The following is a 23,836-nucleotide window of genomic DNA, read 5'->3' on the forward strand; positions in this document are numbered from 1 at the left end:
TAGATTGATCGAAAATGGCCGTTAATTTCACTGTTTTTGAAGACTTTGCAGTTGTAAAAGGTGTTCGTCTGGGCGTTGCTCAAGCGGGAGTTCGTAAGAAAGACCGCGACGACATGGTGATTTTCGAACTGGCAGAAGGTACGGAAGTTGCGGGAGTATTCACGACCAATGCATTCTGTGCGGCTCCTGTGCATATCTGCCGACGCAATCTTGAAAAGGCGAGCCCGCGTTACCTGTTGATTAATACCGGTAACGCGAACGCTGGCACTGGCCCTAAGGGCTTTAAGAACGCTGAGCTATCTTGCGAGATGCTGGCGAAAGCCACAGGCGTTTCACCTGAACAGGTTCTGCCATTTTCGACTGGTGTGATCGGTGAGCCATTGAATATGGAAGCGTTCGAACGCGGTATTCCAGCAGCGCTGGAGAATCTCACCGAAGCCAATTGGGCACGTGCGGGTCGTGGCATTATGACCACAGACACACTGCCTAAAGGCTACAGCAAGCAGATTGAAATCGACGGCAAAACCGTGACCATTACTGGCCTGTCAAAAGGCGCGGGTATGATCATGCCGAACATGGCGACCATGCTTGGTTTTATTGCAACGGACGCAAAAATTCCGGCTGCGGTAATGCAAGGCTGGGCACGTAAATTGGCAGATAAGTCTTTTAACCGTATTACTATCGACGGTGATACCTCCACTAATGACTCCTGTATGCTGATGGCAACCGGCCAGTCTGGTGTTGTGGTAGATGACAGCGAGGAAGGCAGTAAGGCGGGTGAAGCCGTATTTACTGCACTGGAAGAAGTCTTCCGCGTATTGGCGCAAGCTATTGTGCGTGATGGCGAGGGCGCGACCAAGTTCGTCACTATCGACGTAGAGAACGCTGCGAGCCAGAGAGAGGCCTTAGATGTCGCTTACACTGTCGCGCATTCTCCTCTGGTAAAAACCGCGTTATATGCCTCTGACGCAAACTGGGGACGCATCCTGGCCGCAGTCGGGCGCTCTGGTGTTCAGAACTTCGATCTCGATAAAGTACAGATTTACCTGGATGATGTTCAGATCGTTGAAGACGGTGGACGTTGCGACAGCTACACCGAAGAAAAAGGTGCAGCCGTTCTGGCACAGTCTGAATTCACCATAAGAATTCAACTCGGGCGCGGCGACGTCAATGAGCGTCTCTGGACCTGTGACCTGTCACACGACTATGTTTCTATTAATGCGGACTACCGTTCGTAATTAATTACCTATCGCAATGAAACAAGTACATGTAGCAGTCGCGGTGGCCGTGGTGAATGAGGATATCCTCATAGCCCGCCGCCCCGACGATAAACATCAGGGCGGCCTCTGGGAATTCCCCGGAGGCAAAGTCGAAGCCGGCGAAACCACGGCAGAAGCGCTGGTGCGTGAGCTCGATGAAGAGGTCGCGTTACCGGTAACGACTGAGCATATGTCGCCCCTGATGGAAATTCCCTTCAATTACCCGGATAAATCCGTTCTCCTTGAAGTGCTATGGGTCGACGTGCCTATGAATAATGCACTGCTTGCCCATGGTGCAGAAGGGCAGGAAGTCCGCTGGGTGCATTACTCTAAGCTCGCAGATTTCCAATTTCCTGAGGCCAATGGACCGATTCTTGATGCTGTAACAGCAAAACTTAGTGAGCTTTCCTGAAAACGCATGTTTTAGCGAATGCTTAACCTGATCAGAACGGTATAGAAAGCTTAATAGAGTTGCGACTTTTCTCGTGTAGTATGAAACAGGAATTTAATTGCTGTTCTTAACGCACTACTGTTTCGGAGAAGGACCGTGTCTGAAACGCTCTTCAGAAGATTACTTATCGCCGCTGCTGTCTTCTTTTCGGTATTCTTTGCTGTTGTCGTGGTGCCCCCACTGATTGCAAATCCGGATATATGGGGTGCATTCGCAGCGGGCTTCGTGAATCCGTATTCCAGTGGGTACTCCACAGACGTTCTCGTGTGCTGGTTTGTCCTTGCCGTGTGGGTTGTTTATGAAGCTAAGGCGTATTCAATTCGCCATGGATGGGTTTGCCTTTTGGTTGGTATTGTTCCCGGTGTTGCGGTGGGTTTCGCTCTTTACCTATTGCTTCGGAGCAAGCAGCTTAAGAAAACGAGCAAAAATGCATAGGTTCTAACCTGAGTCGCCCATGGATATGATTATTGAATATAAAATCAATGCTCCGGTTACCACAGAGCAGTTTCTGAGGGTACTTGAAACGTCTACGCTCGGGGAGCGCCGCCCTGTTCACGATAGAGCCCGAATCGAAGGCATGATTACTAATAGTAATCTTGTGGTTACGGCATGGGCAGGGGATGAGTTGGTCGGTATTGCCCGAAGTATGACGGATTTTTATTATGCCTGCTATTTGTCGGATCTTGCGGTGAGCAGAGACTATCAGGCGGTAGGAATCGGTAAGGAGCTTCAGGTGCTGACTAAAAAGCAGTTACAACCTGGCTGTAAGATTATATTGATTGCCGCTCCTTCAGCGAGTACTTACTACGAGTATTTGGGTTATAAAAGTAATCCACGTTGCTGGGTGTTGGAGCCGTAGTATTCTCAAATATCATGGCAGGCGTACCATCAGTAGCGACATACCGGGGAGCAAATTATGAATAAGTCTGAATATCCTATTAAGGGATCTTGCCAATGTGGCAATGTTCAGTACGAGTTGCTTGAAGAGCCACTGTTTGTCGTGGCTTGCCACTGCAAAGAGTGTCAGAAGCTGTCTACCAGTGCTTTCAGTATTACGGCGATGGTCAATACTGCTAGCGTGAAGTTTACTGGTGAGATGAGCAGCTGGAGTCGCGTCGCCGATAGTGGTAACACGAGTGGTGCGAAGTTTTGTCCCACTTGTGGAAACCGTATTTATCATTTCGACCCGAAAGACCCAGGTCGACTCAAGCTAAAGCCGAGCAATCTTTCTGATACCAGCATTATCAATCCAACAATGCATGTTTGGGTGAGTGAAAAACAAGACTGGTATCAGATCCCCGCGGGTGTGAAAGTGTTTGGTAAGCAACCCTAAGGTTGTTCGTGCACTGGTGCTCATCTATAGCCTGACGAAACTATTTCCTTCTTAGCCTCTCCTATATTCGTTAACCTATACAAAACTAGTACAAGTGACATCGGAGATAGGGTAGATGAATACAGCGCAGGCGTTGATCAAGAGTCTTGAAGCAGAAGGTGTTAAATACGTTTTCGGTGTCCCGGGAGAGGAGAATCTGGCCGTTCTTGAGGCGATCCGCGAGTCGTCCCTTGAATACATCGTAACCAGACATGAGCAGGGCGCCGCATTTGCGGCAGCAACCATTGGGCGCCTGACCGGTAATCCTGCTGTTTGCCTCACGACACTTGGCCCGGGCGCAACCAATGCCGTGACAGGTGTTGCCTATGCCCAGCTGGGCGCGATGCCGTTTATCCTGCTTACCGGTCAGAAGCCCATCCGCCATAGTAAACAGGGCGCTTTTCAGATTATCGACGTGGTTGATCTGATGGGGCCGATCACTAAGTTTTCTAAGCAGCTCGTTGAAGGTTCCATGGCGGCGGCAACGATCAGAGAGGCCGTGAGGCTGGCGACGGAAGAGCGTCCTGGTGCTGTGATGCTGGAAGTGCCAGAAGACATTGCCAGCGAGAAAATTAAATACCGCCCCCTTCCAATTTCTAAACCACGACGCCCGGTGGCGGAAGAAAAAGCAATTGAGCATGTGGTGTCTTTGCTTGAGAAGGCGACCCGCCCTATCCTGATTGTCGGCGCAGGCAGTAATCGAAAACGTACTTCACGAATTCTTACTGAGCTGGTTCAGACCTACGATATCCCTTTTGTACCGACGCAGATGGGTAAGGGAGTTATTTCAGAATCCTTGCCACAATACGCCGGCACGGCAGCATTAAGTAGCGATGATTACGTGCACAGCACCATCGAGAAAGCTGATCTGGTTATTAATATTGGCCACGATGTTGTAGAAAAACCGCCGTTTATTATGACGGGGGAGCGCCCGGTGGTTCACATTAACTTCGAATCGGCGGAAGTGAACGATATTTACTATCCGCAGTGTGAAGTCATTGGAGATATAGCCAATGCCATCTGGCAGATTACTCAGGCTTTAAAAACGAAAGATCTGAGTCACTGGGATACGCAATTCCATAAAGAAGCAATACAGAAACTCGATGATTGGTTCGAGAAGAGCGTAGCTTCCGCTGAAACCATCACGCCTCAGGTACTCGTTAATGCGACCCGCACGGGTATCGATAACGACGGCATCCTCACGCTGGATAATGGCATGTACAAGATCTGGTTCGCCCGTCACTACGAAACCTACATGGAAAACACTCTGCTGCTTGATAACGCGCTAGCGACTATGGGCGCTGGGTTACCATCTGCGATCGGTGCGAAAACAATTTACCCGGATAAGCAGGTCGTCACTGTGGTTGGCGATGGCGGATTTATGATGAACTCGCAGGAACTCGAGACTGCGGTGCGCATGAACCTTGATTTGGTTGTGGTTATTCTTAATGACGAGTCTTTGCAGATGATTCGCTGGAAACAGGGTAATGAGGGGCTGCAGGATTACGGACTCGAATTTAATAACCCGGATTTTATAAAGTACGCTGAAAGTTATGGAGCCAAAGGTCACCGAGTAGCTACGGTGATGGAGTACAAAGAGACCCTGGATCTGGCGCTGAAGAAAGGCGGTGTACACGTGCTGGATGTGGCGATCGACTACAGCAAGAATTCGGATGATCTGATCATAAGCTGATCTTCTTTTTCTTTTTTACCTTTGGCGTTGTCGTTCTGTCAGGTTCACTCAAAGCATGGAAGCCTGGGCCTCGTCTTGATTCGAGCCAGATGAAATACTCAGCTGGTTTATGATGTTAGATCAGGTGTTATCAGGAGAGGCGGCTACAGGATGCCGTCTCCTTCTTTTCTGAATGTTTCCTAAGAGTTGGTATTCATTACAAGCACTTCGACCCTTACAGTGTTTATATGACATTTGCGTTACAATCGCTCCCGCGTCATAGACACGAATAAGGTTTTAGATTTGCAATATCGTCCAGAGATAGATGGCTTAAGAGCCGTCGCTGTCTTACCCGTCGTACTTTTTCATGCTGGTTTTCAATGGTTCCAGGGCGGTTACATCGGGGTTGATGTGTTTTTTGTCATCAGTGGTTATCTCATTACCACGCTTCTTATCGAAGATCTGAAAGCTGGACGTTTCAGTATTGCAGATTTCTATGAGCGGCGGGCTAAACGGATACTTCCCGCGCTGTTTTTTGTCGCTTTGACATGCATACCCTTTGCTTTGTTATGGATGGTCCCTGAAGAGCTTATCGGTTTTGGCAAGAGCTTAGTCGCTGTTGGTACTTTCTCCTCGAACGTATTTTTCTGGCAGGAGAATGATTACTTCTCTCCTGTTTCTGAGGCGATGCCTTTATTGCATACGTGGAGTCTTGCGGTGGAAGAACAATACTATCTGTTGTTTCCGCTGATTCTTGCTGCGTTCTGGAAGTTTGGCGCTCGACGTTTGTTCTGGGGCATTCTGGTTGCGTCTCTGGTGAGTCTGGCGATGAGTGAGTGGAGCTTGATACATGCGCCCGAAGCCAATTTCTATCTACCTCATACTCGCGCATGGGAGCTTTTTACCGGTTCATTACTCGCTTTATATATCCACCAGAATGGCGCACAGAGAAGTAACCTGCTTTCTGTCCTGGGACTGATTGCTGTCCTTGTATCCGTGTTTATCTATGATGGAGAAACACCCTTCCCGGGGATGTATGCCTTACTTCCTGTGGTCGGCACTGCCTTGATTATTCTATATGCCGCTTCCGGTACTTGGGTCGCCCGGTTGCTCAGTCTTCGCGGTTTCGTCTTCTTAGGCTTGATTAGTTATTCACTCTATCTTTGGCACCAGCCGCTGTTTGCTTTTGCAAGAATTCGGTCACTACATGAGCCGCATGAGGAAATCATGCTGGCACTTGTAGTTGCTTCACTGGCTCTTGCTACCCTCACCTGGAAGTACGTAGAAACACCGTTCAGGAAGAACCTGAAAATCAGCCGCAGTCGAAAAGCTATTTTTGCTTTCTCTGCTACAGGTTTAATCAGCATAGTGATCGTGGGAGGAGCCATTGACCATCAACGCGGCTTTCCAGAAAGAAGTGGCCTGGACGTCGTTGAGGCATTGAAAGAAATTCCTAATGTTCGAGAGAGTTATTGTCACAAGAAAGGGCGCCGGTCAGTTGAAGAGATGGCGACGGGTGAATTTTGCCTTGTCGGTGAGGGAGAGCTCAGATACGCCATTATTGGCGATTCTCATGCAGGTGCTATTTTCGATTACGCGGATGATTATCTGACCGAAGCCGGTGTGTCCGCCATTGCTGTAAGTGGCGGCTACTGTGCTCCGTTGTTAAATGGCTTTGAGGCAGAGGAAGGCTGTGCGGACATCATGTCGTCCGCGTTTGAGTCGATTCTTGAAAATCCAGACGTTGATACGGTTATTATGCTGGCAGAATGGGCGATTTATACCGAGGGTTTCAGGGATAACGATACACCCCGCAAAGTAAGAGATAACGAAGGCCGCGCATCCCTAGTTTCTGATAATGCGACTGTCCTTGAACGCTCAATGGAGGAAACCATGGCTAGTATTGAGTCGGCCGGTAAGAATATCATCCTCGTTTTCCCTGTTCCTGAGTTTGAGCAACGCGCAAACGACTTTGTCGAGAAAGCCATGTTTCTCGGCTATGCCGAAAGTATCGATCAGGCGGTCTCATTGCTGCCTGCGCTTGATCAAGCAGAATATCGCCTTCGGAATCACAGAGTGTTACCGCTGCTTGAGCAATATGAAAATAAGGTCACACTCCTACCTGTGCAGCATCTGTTTTGCGAGGCTGGATCTTGCAGGCAGTATGACGAAAATAAGAGATTGCTTTTTTCGGACTCAAACCACGTAAACTATTACGGGGCAGAGCGGGTAGTGAATGAGATCTTCGGTGAAGTTATTGATACTCGAAGTGAACGCTCGAGATTCTCTACTCTGTAAACGCCCCAAGAAATGGCAGCACAGATAAACCTATGATCGCCGCAATGGCGATCAGGGTTAAGATAAAACTGGTCGGGCGCTCATAGAAGCGCTGACCCATGGTTGGTATCGGATGCTGCCGTACTTCTTCCAGCCAGTCTTCCTGAATTTTATCGAGAAGAGCGCGGGCGTCGGTGTAGTCGTCTTTGTTTTTTAACCAGATGGCTGCAAGTGAAATACCCCAGCGGCCTTGATTGGTTTCGTAGTAATCAACGTTGGCTTCATCAAGACGCTCGCGAACAAAGTTTGCTTCTTCTTCTGTAACGCCGTTGAGTTTAAAGAGCAGTTTCGCCACGACCTTTCCTTTGAATAAGGGTTGCAAGTGCAATCAGGGTGAATGCGAAACACAGCAGTGGCAATACACCGATTTTCATATACAGGGTTTCGCCCGTGCGACGCTCTGCAATCGAGCTGAAACTGGTGCGCTCACTGACCGGGATACGGTCTGTGATTTCACCTTTGTGATTCACCAGCGCTGAAATACCTGTGTTAGTCGAGCGCAGAATCCAGCGTCCGGTTTCAAGTGCACGCATCTGTGCCAGCGCCATATGTTGCTTAGGTCCGAGTGAATCCCCAAACCAGGCATCGTTGCTGATGGTTACCAGCAGGTCGGCATTTTTTGCAGTTTCCAGCACCAGATCCGGGTAAGCAATTTCGTAGCAGATATAGGGAGCGACTAAGGCGAGTTCGGTTGAGTCACCTTGATGCACGGTGACTTTCAGCAGGTCCTGATCGATTTCACCGGCGCGGAAGCTGGACATAGGCAGATCAAAAAACGGAATCAGGCCGCGGATCGCACTTTCAAGCGGAATATATTCGCCAAAAGGCACCAGTCGTTGCTTGTGGTAAACGCCTTCGCCGTCACCAAAAGCGATGATGCTGTTGTGGTATTCGCCTTCTAACTCGGTACCGCGTGGCCAGCGAAACGGAATACCAGTAATGACAGTGCTGTTATTTTCCTGCAGCTCTTCGGCAAATAATTCCATGTAAGGCTGATAGCGTTGATAGAGCAGAGTGATCGCAGTCTCCGGCCACAGGATCAGATCATTACCCAGCAGTGGTCGGGTATCTGCCTGATAGCGATCGATGGTCGGGAAGATTTCTTCGTTCAGCCATTTGCGGTTCTGTTCCACATTCCCCTGAACGACACCTACGGACATAGTGCCGGTCGCGTGGGTCCAGTTAATCTGCTTCAGTGCATCGCCCGCTGGCCACAGTAAAAGGGGCATTAAATACACCCAGTTGCGGGTCTGTACGACAATGACCAGTGAGGCCGCTGTCAGAGCCAGAATAAACGAAATAACGTATGCACCTGACACTGGCGCCCAGCCGGACAGCCAGGTAAAGAGGTGAGCGTCGCCGGCATACAACCAGGGGAAGCCGGTTAAGAACCAGCTTCGACACCATTCCTGTAATAGCCAGTAGCTCGCGAAACTGAAAGCCGCCAACGAGTGCCCACTGAGTTTCTGACGTAACAGAAACCAGAACCCGGGGATGAGTGCGAGAAAGCCTGCAAAGAGCGCTACAGCGGGTACAGCTAACCAGGCGGGTGTGCCACCGTGGTCATGCATGCTGACGTAAATCCACGAGACACCTAAGCCGAACTGTCCAAGGCCGAATAACCAGGCACGCTTAAAGGCTGTTTTGCCCGTGTTGCTTTTCTGCAGCGCGTAAAACAGAGTACCAAGGCTGATAAGGCCCAAAGGCCAGAGAAAATAAGGGGCGAGGGCAAACGGAAAGAGCGCGCCTCCCACTAGGGCGATCCATGATGGCAGGGCGGCGCGTGTGAACATAATTGGGCTCAGTCGTCGGTATGAACTTCAAGCAGGTTAATCTGACGGCTGGTGCCGTTGATAACACGGAATTTCATACCATCAATGCGGATGCTTTCATTACATTCAGGCACCCGGCCGAAATGATGTGTGACGATGCCGCCAATAGTATCGAAGTCAGCGTTAGGGAGCTTCGCATCCAGCGCTTCGTTGAAGTCGCTCAGTGGCGTCAGGGCTTTCACGGTGTAAACGCCCGGATCGACTTCTTTGATGTTGTTTTCTTCGTCGTCGAAGTCGTGCTCGTCTTCGATGTCGCCAACGATCTGCTCCAGAACGTCTTCGATGGTTACCAGGCCGGCTACGCCGCCGAATTCGTCGACCACAATGGCCATGTGGTTACGGTTCGAGCGGAATTCGCGCAGCAGCACGTTCAGACGTTTGCTCTCAGGAACAAAGATGGCAGGGCGCAGAATATCGCGCACGCGGAAATCATCGGCATTATCTTTAACCACCAACGGCAGCAGGTCTTTGGCGAGCAGAATACCGCTAACTTCGTTCGGGTTTTCGCTGATGACAGGAAAGCGCGAGTGCGCTGAATCGATAATACGTGGCAGGTACTCTTTCAGGCTTTCGTTTTCCTGAATGGAGGTCATCTGCGAGCGAGGAATCATGATGTCGCGAACCTGCATGTCTGAGACTTGCAGCGCGCCTTCAATAATAGTGAGCGTTTCGGTGTCGACGATGCTGCGGTCAGCCGCTTCTCGTACGATGTCTTTCAGGTCCTGACGGGTGCGTGGTTCGTCCGTAAACAGGTCGCTTATTTTTTCCAGCCAACTTCGGGGTTGGCCCGATCGGTCTTCGCTCATGATGCCTCTTTTCTCCGGATGGGATACGTCAGCCCGGAGGTAATTTCCTATGTGTAAACTGCTTACTCAGTATCCGCAGCGTATGGGTCGGGATAGCCGAGCGAAGCCAGCAGGTCGCGCTCCAGCGCTTCCATTTCTTCGGCTTCGTCGTCCTTTATATGGTCGTACCCCAGTAAATGCAAGCAACCATGGATTACCATATGTGCCCAGTGGGCCTCGGTAGTCTTTGCCTGCTCCCGCGCTTCCTGTTCAACCACACCGACACAGATGACGAGATCACCCAGTAACTCAAGCGGTATGCCCGGAGGCATTTCAAAAGGAAACGACAGCACGTTGGTGGGTTTGTCTTTGCCGCGATACTCACTGTTCAGAGCCTGACTTTCTTCTTCGTCGGTCAGGCGAATGGTCAGCTCGGGTTCCTCAAAATCAGTACGGCCTTTAAGCGCAGTGCTTGCCCATAGGGTGAGCTGCTCTTCGGTCGGCAAGGTATTGAGGTGCTCGATACTTTCAGCAAGCTGAACATCTAACAGTAGGTTCATTCGCCGTGATCTTCGTTGGGATTACTTGCCTGAGCAGCGAGTGCATCGGCCTTGGCCTGCGCTTTTTCAGCAGCGCGGCGCGCGTCTTCTTTCTCGTCGTGTTTGTCGTACGCATCAACGATCCGCTGAACCAGTGGGTGGCGTACTACGTCACGGTTATTAAAGCGGGTGATGCCGATGCCTTCGACGCCGTCGAGCACTTCCAGACCGTGTTTCAGGCCCGAATACACACCTCGCGGCAGGTCGACCTGGGTAATGTCGCCGGTAATCACGGCCTTAGAGCCAAAGCCAACCCGGGTGAGGAACATTTTCATCTGTTCTTTCGTGGTGTTCTGGCTTTCATCGAGAATCACAAACGAATGGCTCAGAGTCCGACCACGCATGTAAGCCAGTGGGGCGATCTCAATCTGATTGCGTTCAATCATCTTGGTCACGGCTTCAAAACCCAGCATTTCGTACAGAGCGTCGTATAACGGGCGCAGGTACGGATCAATTTTCTGAGCCAGGTCACCGGGCAGGAAGCCGAGCTTTTCACCGGCCTCAACCGCAGGGCGCACCAGCAGAATACGTTTCACATCATCACGCATCAGGGCTTCAACGGCGGTGGCAACGGCAAGGAAGGTTTTACCCGTACCGGCTGGGCCGATGCCGAAGTTGATGTCGTATTTACGTACCTGATCCAGATATTCAAGCTGGTTCTCGCCTCTGGGCTTAATAACCGCCAGCGGAGTCTTGATGATGCCTTTGTCGGCGTCGTAGGTGCGCTTGCCGCGTTGCGATGGGCGAGCACTGTCTTCCTGTAGAAACAGGTGAATCAGGTCTGGGCTGATTTCAGTGCCTTTGCCGGTTTCTTTGTAGAGGCGTTGCAGTAAGTCGGCGGCACGCTTGGCCGGGCCGACTTTGCCCTCGATCTGAAAGCGGCTGCCGCGATTAAAAATGTCCAGCTCGTAATGATCAGCAATCTGCTTGATATGTCCGTCCAGATTGCCGCACAGGTTGGCGAGACGACTGGCGTCATCCGGCTCCAGAGTAAAACTCACGGCATGCTGTTTAGCGGTCGGTTCAGGGCTTGTGCTGCTTTGCTGCTCGTCGGACAAATTGACCTCGATATGATGGTTGATCAGTACGCTTGCGACGCGTCAATGATGACGCCACGCAGGCTGTTCGGGTAGGCATCTTCAATGCTGACCCGGACGAATTTTCCGATCATAGACTGATCGTCACACTTAAAGTTTACCACCCGGTTGTTTTCGGTGCGGCCTTGAAGCTCGCCTGGGTCTTTCTTAGACACGCCAGTCACCAGAATGACTTCTTCACGTCCGACCATGCGGCGGCTGATCTGCTGTGCATTCTGCACGATACGATCCTGCAGTATCTTCAGACGTTGCTTCTTCAGTGATTCGGGTGTGTCATCATCCAGCTGCGCTGCTGGAGTACCGGGGCGAGCGCTGTAAACAAAGCTGAATGAGGTGTCAAAACCGATCTCGTCGATCAGCTTCATGGTGTCGAGGAAGTCTTCTTCCGTCTCACCCGGGAAGCCAATGATAAAGTCGGATGAAATTGAGATATCAGGGCGCAGTTCGCGCAGACGGCGGATCTTATCGATATAAAGATCAATTTCGTGACCACGTTTCATGGCTGCAAGAATGCGGTTAGAGCCGCTCTGAACCGGCAGATGAATATGGCTGACCAGCTCTGGGACTTCCGCATAAACATCGATCAGGCTGTCGCTGAATTCGACCGGATGAGACGTCGTAAAGCGGATGCGGTCAATGCCTTCGATTTCTGCGACCCGAGTAATCAGTTCGGCTAAGTCTGCTGTACCTGTGTGGTCATCATCGCCCGTGTCACCCTGATAGGCGTTCACGTTCTGCCCAAGCAGGTTAATTTCACGCACGCCCTGAGCTGCGAGCACTTCACATTCTTTCAGCACGTCAGCCAATGGGCGGCTGACTTCTTCGCCGCGGGTGTAGGGTACGACGCAGAAGGTGCAGTATTTTGAGCAGCCTTCCATCACTGACACAAACGCCGAGCTGCCTTCAGACTTAGGGGCCGGCAGGTGATCGAACTTCTCGATTTCGGGGAAAGTGACGTCCACAACCTGGATCGCATTACTGGCCTTGTTCACCATTTCTGGCAGGCGGTGCAGCGTCTGCGGGCCAAAGACCATATCCACAAAAGGCGCGCGTTTCATGATGGCGTCGCCTTCCTGGGAGGCAACACAGCCACCGACGCCAATCTTAAGATCCGGATTGGTCGTTTTCAGGTTCTTCCAGCGGCCCAGTTCATGAAAGACTTTCTCCTGTGCCTTCTCACGGATAGAGCAGGTATTCAGCAGAATGACGTCAGCCTCTTCAGGGTTGTCCGTGACCACCATTTTATGGCTTTCACCCAGCATGTCGGCCATACGTGATGAATCGTATTCGTTCATCTGGCAACCGTGGGTTTTGATGTAAAGCTTTTTCGCCTGTTCAGTCATACTGCTGTGTCTGGTCGTTCAAAAAAAGGGGCGACAGTATACAGCCTCTGCTCACTTATTCGCCAGTGCTGAGACTGAGAAAGCCGGGTTGTCGCCCCTGTGAATCCGTGGGTCAGCGCTGAATTACACCTTCAATTTCTTCAGCCAGCTGACGCGATTGCTCATCCATGGGCAGGTGACGGATATCCGGGTATTTCAAAGCGACAGCGATGTTGTATAACCAGCGCTCGATACGCAACACCAAGGCTTCAGCATTGTCTTTATCTGCGTCCAGAACCTCATTGCTCATTGCCAGAATGATCTGGGCATGGTCGGCAGCGGTTTTTGCTGCTTCCCGCTGCGCAGCGATCTCTGCGTCAGCCCGGGGGGTCTTGCTGATCAGGTCTTCTGCGGAAGCCAGCGCTGTTGTTGCTGTGCTGAAACTGCGCGGAATTAACTTTTCGGCGCCAGCTTCTCGCATGGCGGCAATCCGGTTCCGGATCTGCTGCAGCTGGATGAAGCCAATGGTCCGGACCTCAAGGTCGTGCATATCCAGCAGAAGCTGGCGTTGCGTCTGGCTGGCGCTTGCTGGTGCGCCAGTGGTCTCTAAAGTCCGGATAATACCGTCGAGATCTTCATTGACCGCGCGATACTCACTTGGGTAATAGGTATCGGCGCGGATACTGTTCAGAACCTCGAGATGCGCCAGAGAGGGCGCAAGGGTCTCTCTGGCAACTAAGGTGTGATCCTGCGCCTTCTCAAACGTAGCCAAGGCCGTTAATGCCAGTTCTCTGACTTCGTTGTCAGCTTTGCCTTTGTCACGGGCCTGCTTCGCATCGTTGATATAGTCGTTGGCAGAGTCAGTCATGGCCGGTGCAAAGCGGTAAGTTTCCTGAGCTTTGGCCTGGCTTTTCTGCTGTTCGGCCTCTTTGATCAAGGTCGCCCCGGAGCGCACCGTACTGACAGCCTCCCGGCTGGCACGGTCCTGAATTCTATCGAGCCCCTGTGGCGTTGAGGCACAACCCGCCAGAACCGTTGTGGCGAACAGAACTCCAATGAGCGGATAACGGGTCATAAGAACAATCTCCTTCGGCAGACCTTGATTACGCTAGAAATGGACGCAGTCTATCATGGAGCACAGAGCGGCTCTGCTTTAATCAGCGCTGCCCCGGCAGAACAGGAATATGCAGGGAGTTCCCGACGGCCTGTTATGACCGCTTTGACGCCTCTCTGTGTGAACTGCAGCAGCTTTACACAATATGGGGCTTGTGTCGGAAGGTAACGGTTGCTATACATTCAGACAGGTGTTGCAGAAAGGGGGACACGGCTCAGACTGCCTGTTACAGGCCAAACCCGATCCAGGTGAATAAGGAGTTGACCTTATGAACGCAGAAATGCAACCGCTTTACTGGCGTATTCAGAATAACGATAACTCAGGCTTTGACGCGGTCAGTCTGCTGATGCCAGCGGGAGAAGGCGAACCTGCCACTCTCGTACCCACCGAAGTTAGTTTTTGTTCCCGACGCACTGGTACACAGGCGGTAGATGTGCGCTGGACGGACGAAGATTCAGATCTGTTTATGCATCTTCTTGAGCGCGTATCGGATGATCATGCTGATGAAACCGATGAGGGCATGGTGTTGGACATCAACGATGGTGTCGTTCAGGGGATTGTTCAGCTTGTTGCCCTGGCACGCTTTAAGACGCCTTGGCCGAGTGATGATCTGGTTGCCGGAGATATTAATACGGTCCGTGAGGACATAGAAATCGGTGATCTGGTCGCGATTCACACTCACTATGGCTGCCCAATGGCCATTGTAGTCGGTATGGATTCGATTGATCTGACGTGCATCTTACTTGAAGACATCGAAGCTGAAGGTGTTTCGGTTGTGCCCGAACATAGCGTCTTCGTTATTAACCGGGACAGCGCTTTGCCACCGGCCTTTGCCGAGAGCGACACAGGAGAAGACGCCGTATTCCATTGATTGACTGGTAATGGAATACGGGAGAGGGCTGCTTATTCTGCAGCAGCCCCTTCGCTATTGCGGAGGCGCCGACGTTCGAGCGCAATATTGCCAATCAGGTCGTAATAGTCAGTACTCGCGGTTGCCTTGGCCGCGCGTCGCATAGACTCATTCGCTGCGCTCGTGCTAGCTGGTGTCTGCTTCTCTGCATCAATCAGTGCTGTAGCCATCTTACTCTCCTGAATATCAGTCGCGTTTCTCTATTGCTCCCCAGCATATGCTGAGAAGCATTTCGTCGGTCACTTCCGTTGGAACTGCACAAGGCGCGTTACGGTCGGTACGTAACAGCGTCGAAATTCCGCCATACACAAATACCCCCAGCACATCGTCGGGGATATCTTTAATCAGTCCCTCTTCCCTACCGCGCGCAAAAAGAGGATCAATTTTCTCCTTCAGGCGACGTTTTCCTTGTTCCTGTAGCTCACCGCGTATTGCAGGGGCAACGCTTAACTGATCAAGGAGCAGGGCGTCCCGGGGAACTTCACGCATGTAGTGATATAGATTGAGCCACACGCTGTTCAATTGTTCCCTTACGCTTGCGTTTTCATCCAGACCCTTCAGGCAAGCGTCTGAAAAACGCTCCATCAGGGTCAGGTAAACATCTTCTATCAGCTCTTCTTTGGTTTCGAAGTAGCGGTAGATAGTTCCCGCACCACAACAGGCTTCTTTGGCAACCATTGAAATAGGCGTTGCCTGAAGACCGTTCTCTGCAATCAGATCGCAGGTGGCGGTGATGATAAGTTCGCGTTTGTCCATTTTATTCATAAGGCGGAATGAACGTTCATTCTGATACTCCTGAGCAAATTACTCAAGTATTGATTGTTGCTTGTATGCATCAGTCTGTTGCGGATGCGTGAATACTGTTCTCGCCTGCCTCAGATTGGTTGGCTTTGCGCGCGAATAGCAGAAATATCAGTGCCAGAGATGCGGTCAGCAGGGACACCTCCATCATAGGGATAGGGGTATGGTCGTGAAGTTTCCCCCAAAGGAGCCCTGCAAGAGCGCCGCCACTGAACTGAATGACGCCCATCAGTGCCGTGGCTGACCCCGCAACCTCGCGGAAATACTGCATGACGGTGCCCATGGTATTGGCTGTGATCAGGCCCAGAGAGCCAACGTAGATCATCAGTAGCGGCAGAACCACAGGGAGCTTGAAGTAAGGCGACAGAGTAAGCATCAGTAACGCCAGAGCTGACGCGAACTGCAACAGAATACCTGCGGTCAGCAGTCGCTGCGGTGACCAGTATCGGAGCCAGAATATGTTCAGCCGGTTCATCAGCATGATGACAATGACATTCGCACCGAATAACCATGGGAACGTCTGTTCACTCTGCCCAAAGTGCTCGAGATACAGGTACGGCGATGCGGTGATAAATACAAACATGCCACTGTATGCGCTTGCCAGCATCAGAATATATCGACGTGCGACACGGTGTTTCAGGACGGTCGCATACCCTGCCCATGGCGAACGCTTAACCCTCCGGTGAGGAGGGTGACTCTCAGGAAGCTGCCAGACCAGAATGGCGATGAGAAGAGCTGCGTAGGCACTGAGAATACCGAAAATACTTCTCCAGCCACTGAAGGTCAGCACCAGGGAGCCTAATAATGGCGCAGCAAGTGGTGCGGCCATCATGATCATGGCCACCATAGACAGGACTCTCGCAATGTCAGTGCCATCAAAATGGTCACGGACAATGGCGGTCGAGTTCACAACGGCCAACCCGCCGCCGATTGCCTGCAGGCCGCGTAACAACAGGAGGCCATCGAGAGAACTTACGTGGGTCAGAGCCAAACTGGCAATGGCAAACAAAACTAACCCAAGAAAGATCACCGGGCGTCGCCCAACCCGGTCAGACATTGGTCCGCCCAAAATCTGACCGAGCGCAAACCCGAGCAGAAAGGTGCTGACTGATAGTTCGACATGATGAATATCACTGCTTAGTGATCCGGCCATGGCTGCCATTGCAGGCAGGTACATGTCGATGGAGAGAGGACCAATGGCGGTCAGCATGGCCAGCAGGAGTGGCAGTGGTAGTCGGAATGCAGGAGTCGTCATAAATCACCGGGCAGTTTACAGACTCTAGTCTAGTTGTTTCGCTGGTGAATTAAGAGAGTGAAAAAATGAATTGATTGTTCCAAAAATTTTGGCTTCAGGGAGAGCCCCTGAAGCCAGGTCTGGATGAGCCGGTTGTGCGTTGATCAGACGTTGAAGCGGAAGTGGATAACGTCGCCGTCTTTAACGATGTATTCTTTGCCTTCTAAGCGCCACTTACCGGCTTCCTTTGCACCGTTCTCGCCATTGAACTCAATGAAGTCGTCGTAGCCAACGACTTCGGCACGGATAAAGCCGCGCTCAAAGTCGGTGTGAATCGCAGCGGCCGCACGCGGTGCCGTTGAGCCTACTTTGATGGTCCAGGCGCGTACTTCTTTAACACCTGCGGTAAAGTAGGTCTGTAGGCCCAGAAGTTGATAACCAGCGCGGATAACGCGGTCCAGTCCCGGTTCTTCCATGCCCATCATTTCCAGGAAGTCGGCCTTTTCGTCGTCTTCCAGTTCTGAAATTTCCGCTTCAATCTTGTTGCATACCACGACCACTGAAGCACCTTCTGATGCAGCGACTTCGCGTACTGTATCCAGATAAGGATTATCCTCAAAGCCTTCTTCTGAAACGTTGGCGATGTACATGGTTGGTTTGGTGGTCAGAAGATGGAATTGACGTGCAACACGTTTCTCATCGTCGTCCATATCCAGCATGCGGGCGGTTTTGCCTTCTTCAAAATGAGGAATCAGCTTCTCAAGCAGGGCCTTCTGAGCGATAGCGTCTTTATCGCCGCCTTTCGCGGTACGGGTGACGCGCTGTAGCTGTTTCTCACATGAATCAAGGTCAGCCAGCACCAGCTCAGTATTGATGATGTCGATATCGGCCGCAGGGTCTACCTGATTCGCTACGTGGATAACGTTGTCGTCTTCGAAGCAGCGTACAACGTGTGCTATCGCGTCTGTTTCGCGGATGTTGGCCAGAAACTGGTTACCCAGACCTTCACCTTTTGATGCGCCAGCGACCAGGCCCGCGATATCGACGAATTCCATGGCGGTTGGAATGACTTTCTCAGGGTTAACGATCGCTGCCAGTGCATCAAGGCGTGGATCGGGCATATTCACCATGCCGGTGTTCGGCTCGATGGTACAGAAGGGGAAGTTCTCTGCCGCGATGCCTGATTTGGTCAGAGCGTTGAAGAGTGTTGATTTACCGACGTTGGGCAGACCAACGATTCCGCATTTAAAGCCCATTTCTGTATCCCGATCGTATGTTTGGTTGGTGTATCTGATTACTTGTGGCGGGTATTTTACCCTTTAAAGCTGTGAAGTCGATTCATAGCTTTAGGCAAGTCACCGGCGATCGCATCTGGCAGCACACGTATTGCCTCATCGATGACACTATCGATGGCTTGTTGCTCTGCTTTGCTGGCGCGTCCCAGTACATGACCGGTGACCAGATTTTTATCACCCGGGTGACCAATACCGACACGCAGGCGATGGAAATCTTTCTGATTGCTCATACGAGCGATGATATCGCGAAGACCGTTCTGTCCACCGTGACCGCCACCGGTTTTGAACTTAGCAACGCCGGGGGGCATATCCAGCTCATCATGGACGACCAGAATTTCACTGGTTTTTATCTTGTAGAAGCTCGCCAATGCGGCCACCGCCTGACCACTGCGATTCATAAAGGTCGTTGGCATCAGCAGATAGCATTCCTGACCGCCAATGCGACCTTTGCCAGAGAGTCCGAAGAATTTTTTGTCTGGCGAAAGTGTGATGCCTTCCTGTCGGGCGAGGCGTTCAACCAGCCAGAAACCGGCATTGTGGCGGGTGTTTTCGTATTCTGCGCCAGGGTTGCCCAGGCCTACGATTAAGCGAATTGGATCAGCCATACAATGTCCATTCGATATCAGTGTGATAAATAGCAGACAATAAAAAAGCGGGGACAAGCCCCGCTTTTCTCTGAGCGCAACGATTACTCGTCGCCGCCTTCAGCTTCAGCGTCTTCAGCGTCGTCTTCTTTCGAACCTTTAGGCTCAATAACAGAAACAACAGAAGTGTCGTGCTCTGGACCGTGTGACAGTGCCAGTGACTCAACGCCTTTAGGCAGTTTCAGGTCAGACAAGTGAATTACGCCGCCAACTTCTACGTCAGCCATGTCGATTTCGATGAACTCTGGCAGGTCGCCAGCAGCACATACGATTTCGAGAGTAGTCATCTGGTGCATGATCTTACCGCCGCCCAGCTTAACGCCTTTACAGGTGTCTTCGTTCAGGAAGTGCAGTGGAACGGTAGTGGTGATCTTAGAAGACTTACTCACGCGCTGGAAGTCAGCGTGCCAGATCATAGCTTTTGCAGGGTGACGCTGCAGATCTTTCAGGATCACAGTTTCGTCTTTGCCATCAACAGACAGAGTGATGATTGAGCTGTAGAAGGCTTCTGATTCCAGAGCTTTGTTCAGTTCATTCGCCTTCAGAGTGATAGGCGTAGGTTTACGGTCGTTACCACCGGCTTTACCGCCGTAGATGATTGCTGGAACGCCGTTCTCGCGACGCAGGCGGCGGCTCGCACCTTTCCCCGCATCTTCGCGAGTTACAGCAGACAAAGTGAAGTCTGACATAGTGATTTCCTCATTTCAGGATGTAAAAACCGCCGGAGTTTGCGACCAACGCCGGCGGTCGTTATAGCAACACCTTATGGTGTTGCCGGTAATCGGTTCGTTGTTCTTAAGCGCGTGGCTTAACGGAACATCGCACTGATGGATTCTTCGTTGTTTACGCGACGGATCGACTCTGCCAGCAGACCTGCAATGGTCAATTGGCGGATCGTGCCGGTTGCGCGGGCGGCTTCAGACAGCGGGATAGTATCAGTCACTACCAGCTCGTCGAGCTCTGCACTGGCAAGGCGTTCAATCGCGGGCCCGGATAGTACAGGATGCGTACAGTAAGCGACAACCTTTTTCGCACCAAATTCTTTCAATGCTTTTGCCGCCTGACACAGAGTACCGGCGGTATCGACCATATCATCGACCAGAACACAGGTACGGTCTTTCACATCACCAATAATGTGCATGACTTCAGATACATTCGCCTTAGGACGACGCTTGTCGATGATCGCGAGGTCAACGTTAAGCTGCTTAGCGATTGCTCGTGCACGAACAACACCGCCAATGTCTGGTGATACTACGATCAGATCTTCGAAGCTCTGACGTTCAATATCGTCCAGCAGGATAGGGGAGCCATACACGTTATCTACAGGGATATCGAAAAAACCCTGAATCTGGTCAGCGTGCAGGTCAACAGTCAGAACACGGTCAATACCAGAGCCTGACATCATGTCAGCCACGGCGCGTGCAGAAATAGGCACACGAGCACTGCGTGGACGACGATCCTGACGGGCGTAGCCAAAATATGGAACAACGGCCGTGATACGGCTTGCGGATGCACGACGCAGACCGTCGGCCATCAGCAGCATTTCCATCAGGTTATCATTGGTTGGTGCGCAGGTAGGCTGCAGGATAAAAACGTCTTTACCGCGAACGTTTTCATTAATTTCGACGGTTATCTCACCATCACTGAATTTGCCCACGGTGGCTTCGCCAAGGGAAAGATCGAGACGCTCGACGACGAGCTTAGCCAGTTCCGGATTTGCATTACCGGTAAATACCATCAACTTAGACACAGTCGTCCCCTTGATGCAGTGATTTCAAAGATGGAGGAGATAGAATTGGCTGAGGTGGCAGGACTCGAACCTGCGAATGACGGGATCAAAACCCGTTGCCTTACCACTTGGCGACACCCCAGCATTTAAGACGGTCTGAATAATACCTTATGCGTCGTTGAAAGGTTAGTTCCTTTCGCAACAAAGGCCACATACTCAGCCGGTAACTGGTCAGAAACCTGTCTGGCTTCTGTCTCAGAACCGAAGCTTGAAAATATGCAAGCTCCAGTGCCCGTCATCTTAGCAAAGGAAAATTTATTTAGCAAATTCAATGCTTTACCTATTTCTGGGTAGAGCATCGTGACAACTTGCTGGCAGTCATTTCTGCCCCCTTGCCTCAACGCGGTGCGAATATTAATGACCTCTGTATCCCGGGTCAAGCCCTCGTGCGAGAAAATTTTTGCAGTATTTACATGTACTTGCGGACAGACCACCAGAAACCAGGGTTCGTCGAGCTCTGGCACCGGGGTCAGGACTTCACCAACGCCTTCGGCAAAGGCCGCTTCGCCGCGGATAAATACGGGCACATCGGCGCCAAGCGCCAGCCCCATATCTGCCAGCTCATCAAGGCTCAGGTTGAGCTGCCAGAGGTGGTTGAGCGCGAGCAATGTGGTCGCAGCGTCTGAGCTTCCGCCACCCAGCCCGCCTCCCATGGGCAGGATTTTCTTAAGCTGAATGTCTGCTCCGGGTGTTTTGCCGGTCGCACGGGACTGCAGCAGTCTTGCCGCTTTGATTATCAGATTGTCTTCGAAAGGAACGTCATCGATGGCGGGGCTGAGAGTTAACTCGCTATCGTCGCGCACCCGGAACGACAGCTCGTCGCCATAGTCCAGAAATTGAAACAGGGTCTGCAGATTGTGGTAGCCGTCCGCCCGACGTCCGGTGATATGCAGAAACAGATTGAGCTTGGCAGGCGCGGGGAGAGTCAGCCACTTGTCGTCGTTTCGCTCAGTCATGCAGAGTCCACTCACGGATAGAAAAGGTAAAACGGAAATCGTGGCCACTCACTTTGACCAGACCCGGCAGCCAGTAGCCATTCTGATTTGAGTAGCGCTTGTAGGTGATGGTCCAGCCGTACTGTTCCATGCGTGACAGAAGGCCACTCTCGTCGTACTCAGTGTTGGCATTGCCGTTCGGACTGGCCTGGCCTTTTACCCAATAGCGGATATCAGACACCGGAAAATTCCAGCCGAGATAGAGCAACATCAGTTCTTCCGGTGATTCGGCATGACGAGGTTCGTCCCAGCCGGGAAGAGTGAGTGCAGCGGAGCGTTTATCGCCGGTCAGTCGTGTTGCTCCCTGTCCCAGGGGGCCGGCGATATACAGATCAAACTCGCGTTGATTCTGTTTCCAGTCCATGTAGCCAGTCGCGCTGTCATCGGGTGTGATAACCGACATTTTGCCGCGGACCTGCCAGTGCTGAACGTCATTAAGACTGTCTTGGAGAGCATCACTGCCTCCCTGAGGAAGAAACGAAGCACAGGCTGACATCAGCAGAATTGCGGCCGCAAGAGGCAGCCGGGTAAGAAAACGAAGCATGTTATAAATCCGACGGGTCGACACCAAGGCGTTGTAAGGTCTCATGAATGACCTCACTCTCTGGTTCGAGTTCAAGCCCCTTTGCCCAGATGTCGTAAGCAGATTCTTTATCACCGGTAGCCCAGTACCATTCGCCCAGGTGCGCCGCGATCTCATGGTCATTCATACGGTTCCATGCATCGAGTAGAAGAGGGCCAGCCTCGTTCAGCTTACCTTCACGAAAGTACAGCCAACCGAGGCTATCTATGATGGCTGGGTTGTCGGGCTGGAGGGCAATGGCTCGTTCAATCAGAGGCTCAGCTTCCTCAAACCGGTCGGTTTTATTGGCAAGGCTGTAGCCCAGTGCATTGAGTGCTTCGGCATGTTCCGGGTTCTGTTCAATGATCTGGCGCAGATCACTTTCAAGTAGCTCCATATTCCCCAAACGCTCGGCCAGCATGGCACGCGTATAGCGCAGGTTTGTGTCTCCAGGCTCGGCTTCCAGGGCGATGGAGACACTCTCGAACGCCTCCTGTTGGCGTCCGGCTTTGATTAAAATATCCGTTTCAAGGCGACGGAGCTGCCCAGCGTATTGAGGGAATTCGGCACTGCGTTCCTGCAGGTAGCTGGTGGCTGCATCAGGTCCCTGCTCCTGATTGAGAAGCTGAGCGGCAGCCAGTTGTGCAGGCAGGAACTCGCGACTGTCGCCAATCTGGCGGTAGTAACTGATCGCCAGATCTGGATCATTTTCACTGGCAGCAATGCGTCCCAGGTAATAACTGGCTTCTGATTGTTTATCACTGCTGTTCAGCAATTCACGCAAAAGCGGTTTTGCTTCACTGTAGTTTTCCAGTTCTTCTTCCAGTAGTGCCAGCGACAGAATGATCTGGTCGTCGTTAGGATATTGTCGGTTGATGGCAGCAAAGGCATTGCGTGCCTCACGAACGTCACCTAACTGCAGGAGCATACGAGCACGTAACACCGCAATCTGCTTGTTGTCGGGGTGATCATCCAGCAGCTTATCCAGCCAGTCGATGGCTTCATCAACGCGTTGGTTACGAGCCAGAATACGTGCCTTCTGAACAGCCGCCGGCAGTAGCCCCGGCTCAAGTTTCAGGGCCTGATCAATGCGCTGGATTGCAGCATCATCCTGCCCCAGAGACTGGAGTAACAATGCCTGACCGTACACCAGATTACCGCTTTCGGGATAGGTCGGCGTCAGTGCGTCGAGGGCACCCAGCCGCTCACTGCGTATAACTTCATCATTGGATAGTAAGGCAGCTGCATAGAAATCAAACTGCGCTACGCCTGTCATCTCGTAAAAGCGGGCATAAAGGTCGAGGCTTTGATCAAAGTCTTTACGGCCCAGAGCAACCTGAGCGGCGGCCTGCACCGCGCCTGGGTCATCGGGCTCTACTTCCAGCCATATCTCAGAAGCTTCAGCGGCAAACCCTGCGGCGCCAATGTATTGAGCGATACGCAGAGCACGTTCCGCGACATTAGGGTCGCGGGTTTTGCGGGCCTGATCGAGATAATGAAAGAGCGCAACGTCGTAGCGTTGACGTTGTCCGGCCATCTCAGCAACCAGCAGTGAATACATGGTATTTGCCGGAATGGCTTTGTACTCGACAATTTTTTCCGGGGGCGCAGTAGCAGGCTCCTCGGGAGACTTTGAATTCAGTGAGGCGCAGGCCGCGGTAACAGCGGTCAGGCCCAGTGTGAGGAGCGTCCGTCCGACGCGCCAGAACTGTTCAGCGTTGGCCATGGTGTGGTTTATCAGCAGATCCGGTATGCAACTATGTCGT

25 protein-coding genes and 1 tRNA gene are annotated in these 23,836 nt (G+C 51.9%); 8 read left to right on the forward strand and 18 right to left on the reverse strand.

Features of this window, described 5'->3' with window-relative positions:
* The first annotated feature begins 14 nt into the window (after positions 1-14).
* The 7 genes from argJ (at position 15) to BW941_RS01285 (ending at position 7,052) form a co-directional block, all read left to right on the forward strand.
* Positions 15-1,238 (forward strand): bifunctional glutamate N-acetyltransferase/amino-acid acetyltransferase ArgJ, encoded by a 1,224-nt coding sequence (gene argJ / locus BW941_RS01255; protein ID WP_076513645.1) that lies wholly within the window; start codon positions 15-17, stop codon positions 1,236-1,238.
* A gap of 16 nt (positions 1,239-1,254) precedes the next feature.
* Positions 1,255-1,671: an 8-oxo-dGTP diphosphatase MutT gene (gene mutT, locus BW941_RS01260; RefSeq protein ID WP_076513647.1), complete on the forward strand. Its 417-nt coding sequence runs from the start codon at positions 1,255-1,257 to the stop codon at positions 1,669-1,671.
* 135 nt (positions 1,672-1,806) lie between these two features.
* Positions 1,807-2,145, forward strand: a complete 339-nt coding sequence (locus BW941_RS01265) for a DUF2834 domain-containing protein (RefSeq protein ID WP_076513649.1) — start codon at positions 1,807-1,809, stop codon at positions 2,143-2,145.
* Between the two features lie 19 nt (positions 2,146-2,164).
* A complete protein-coding gene (locus tag BW941_RS01270) occupies positions 2,165-2,569 on the forward strand; it encodes a GNAT family N-acetyltransferase (RefSeq protein ID WP_245820017.1) in 405 nt (134 codons plus the stop codon).
* Between the two features lie 57 nt (positions 2,570-2,626).
* Positions 2,627-3,043: a GFA family protein gene (locus BW941_RS01275; RefSeq protein WP_076513652.1), complete on the forward strand. Its 417-nt coding sequence runs from the start codon at positions 2,627-2,629 to the stop codon at positions 3,041-3,043.
* A 115-nt stretch (positions 3,044-3,158) separates the two neighbouring features.
* The gene (locus tag BW941_RS01280) at positions 3,159-4,775 is read left to right on the forward strand and encodes an acetolactate synthase large subunit (protein WP_076513655.1); all 1,617 of its coding nucleotides are present in this window, start codon (positions 3,159-3,161) and stop codon (positions 4,773-4,775) included.
* A 282-nt stretch (positions 4,776-5,057) separates the two neighbouring features.
* Positions 5,058-7,052 (forward strand): acyltransferase family protein, encoded by a 1,995-nt coding sequence (locus BW941_RS01285; RefSeq protein ID WP_076513658.1) that lies wholly within the window; start codon positions 5,058-5,060, stop codon positions 7,050-7,052.
* On the opposite strand, the gene BW941_RS01290 is transcribed toward BW941_RS01285, so the two are convergent.
* The 7 genes from BW941_RS01290 to BW941_RS01320 form a co-directional block, all read right to left on the reverse strand.
* Positions 7,042-7,386: a DUF6164 family protein gene (locus tag BW941_RS01290; RefSeq protein ID WP_076513661.1), complete on the reverse strand. Its 345-nt coding sequence runs from the start codon at positions 7,384-7,386 to the stop codon at positions 7,042-7,044. The genes BW941_RS01285 and BW941_RS01290 overlap by 11 nt on opposite strands.
* Positions 7,367-8,884 (reverse strand): apolipoprotein N-acyltransferase, encoded by a 1,518-nt coding sequence (gene lnt, locus BW941_RS01295; RefSeq protein ID WP_076513663.1) that lies wholly within the window; start codon positions 8,882-8,884, stop codon positions 7,367-7,369. The genes BW941_RS01290 and lnt overlap by 20 nt, the downstream gene beginning before the upstream one ends.
* 8 nt (positions 8,885-8,892) lie before the next feature.
* Positions 8,893-9,729, reverse strand: a complete 837-nt coding sequence (locus BW941_RS01300) for a CorC family transporter (protein ID WP_076513666.1) — start codon at positions 9,727-9,729, stop codon at positions 8,893-8,895.
* A 62-nt stretch (positions 9,730-9,791) separates the two neighbouring features.
* Positions 9,792-10,268, reverse strand: coding sequence for an rRNA maturation RNase YbeY (gene ybeY / locus BW941_RS01305; protein ID WP_076513669.1), 477 nt, complete (start codon positions 10,266-10,268; stop codon positions 9,792-9,794).
* Positions 10,265-11,365, reverse strand: coding sequence for a PhoH family protein (locus tag BW941_RS01310; protein ID WP_076513672.1), 1,101 nt, complete (start codon positions 11,363-11,365; stop codon positions 10,265-10,267). Before BW941_RS01310 ends, ybeY begins: the two co-directional genes overlap by 4 nt.
* Before the next feature lie 23 nt (positions 11,366-11,388).
* Positions 11,389-12,747 carry a tRNA (N6-isopentenyl adenosine(37)-C2)-methylthiotransferase MiaB gene (gene miaB, locus BW941_RS01315; RefSeq protein WP_076513675.1) on the reverse strand — a complete coding sequence of 453 codons (1,359 nt, stop codon included), beginning with the start codon at positions 12,745-12,747 and terminating at the stop codon, positions 11,389-11,391.
* 112 nt (positions 12,748-12,859) lie between these two features.
* Positions 12,860-13,801, reverse strand: a complete 942-nt coding sequence (locus BW941_RS01320; protein WP_076513678.1) for a hypothetical protein — start codon at positions 13,799-13,801, stop codon at positions 12,860-12,862.
* Between the two features lie 307 nt (positions 13,802-14,108).
* Between BW941_RS01320 and BW941_RS01325 the strand changes: the two genes are divergently transcribed.
* On the forward strand, positions 14,109-14,711 hold the full coding sequence (locus BW941_RS01325) for a hypothetical protein (protein ID WP_076513681.1): 603 nt from the start codon (positions 14,109-14,111) through the stop codon (positions 14,709-14,711).
* Between the two features lie 32 nt (positions 14,712-14,743).
* Here BW941_RS01325 and BW941_RS17790 read toward each other — a convergent pair whose 3' ends face one another.
* From BW941_RS17790 to BW941_RS01375, 11 genes are all read right to left on the reverse strand, one after another.
* Positions 14,744-14,920, reverse strand: coding sequence for a hypothetical protein (locus BW941_RS17790; protein ID WP_175607841.1), 177 nt, complete (start codon positions 14,918-14,920; stop codon positions 14,744-14,746).
* A gap of 16 nt (positions 14,921-14,936) precedes the next feature.
* Positions 14,937-15,506 (reverse strand): TetR/AcrR family transcriptional regulator, encoded by a 570-nt coding sequence (locus tag BW941_RS01330; protein WP_175607842.1) that lies wholly within the window; start codon positions 15,504-15,506, stop codon positions 14,937-14,939.
* A gap of 79 nt (positions 15,507-15,585) precedes the next feature.
* Positions 15,586-16,806, reverse strand: coding sequence for a multidrug effflux MFS transporter (locus BW941_RS01335; protein ID WP_076513685.1), 1,221 nt, complete (start codon positions 16,804-16,806; stop codon positions 15,586-15,588).
* Positions 16,807-16,949: 143 nt separating this feature from the next.
* A complete protein-coding gene (gene ychF, locus BW941_RS01340) occupies positions 16,950-18,041 on the reverse strand; it encodes a redox-regulated ATPase YchF (protein ID WP_076513687.1) in 1,092 nt (363 codons plus the stop codon).
* 56 nt (positions 18,042-18,097) lie between these two features.
* The gene (pth, locus tag BW941_RS01345) at positions 18,098-18,685 is read right to left on the reverse strand and encodes an aminoacyl-tRNA hydrolase (protein WP_076513690.1); all 588 of its coding nucleotides are present in this window, start codon (positions 18,683-18,685) and stop codon (positions 18,098-18,100) included.
* 83 nt (positions 18,686-18,768) lie between these two features.
* Positions 18,769-19,413 (reverse strand): 50S ribosomal protein L25/general stress protein Ctc, encoded by a 645-nt coding sequence (locus tag BW941_RS01350; protein WP_175607843.1) that lies wholly within the window; start codon positions 19,411-19,413, stop codon positions 18,769-18,771.
* A gap of 119 nt (positions 19,414-19,532) precedes the next feature.
* Entirely contained in the window at positions 19,533-20,474 is a 942-nt protein-coding gene (locus BW941_RS01355; protein WP_076513695.1) for a ribose-phosphate pyrophosphokinase, read from the reverse strand.
* Between the two features lie 46 nt (positions 20,475-20,520).
* Positions 20,521-20,595 (reverse strand) — tRNA-Gln (locus BW941_RS01360).
* A gap of 4 nt (positions 20,596-20,599) precedes the next feature.
* Complete coding sequence (ispE, locus tag BW941_RS01365) at positions 20,600-21,469, reverse strand: 4-(cytidine 5'-diphospho)-2-C-methyl-D-erythritol kinase (RefSeq protein ID WP_076513698.1); 870 nt, start codon at positions 21,467-21,469, stop codon at positions 20,600-20,602.
* Positions 21,462-22,052: a lipoprotein insertase outer membrane protein LolB gene (gene lolB / locus BW941_RS01370; protein ID WP_076513701.1), complete on the reverse strand. Its 591-nt coding sequence runs from the start codon at positions 22,050-22,052 to the stop codon at positions 21,462-21,464. The genes ispE and lolB overlap by 8 nt, the downstream gene beginning before the upstream one ends.
* A 1-nt stretch (position 22,053) precedes the next feature.
* Positions 22,054-23,796, reverse strand: coding sequence for a tetratricopeptide repeat protein (locus BW941_RS01375; RefSeq protein ID WP_084188480.1), 1,743 nt, complete (start codon positions 23,794-23,796; stop codon positions 22,054-22,056).
* Positions 23,797-23,836 lie beyond the last annotated feature (40 nt).

It is taken from the genome of Thalassolituus maritimus, from assembly GCF_900156675.1.
GTDB lineage: Bacteria > Pseudomonadota > Gammaproteobacteria > Pseudomonadales > Oceanobacteraceae > Thalassolituus > Thalassolituus maritimus.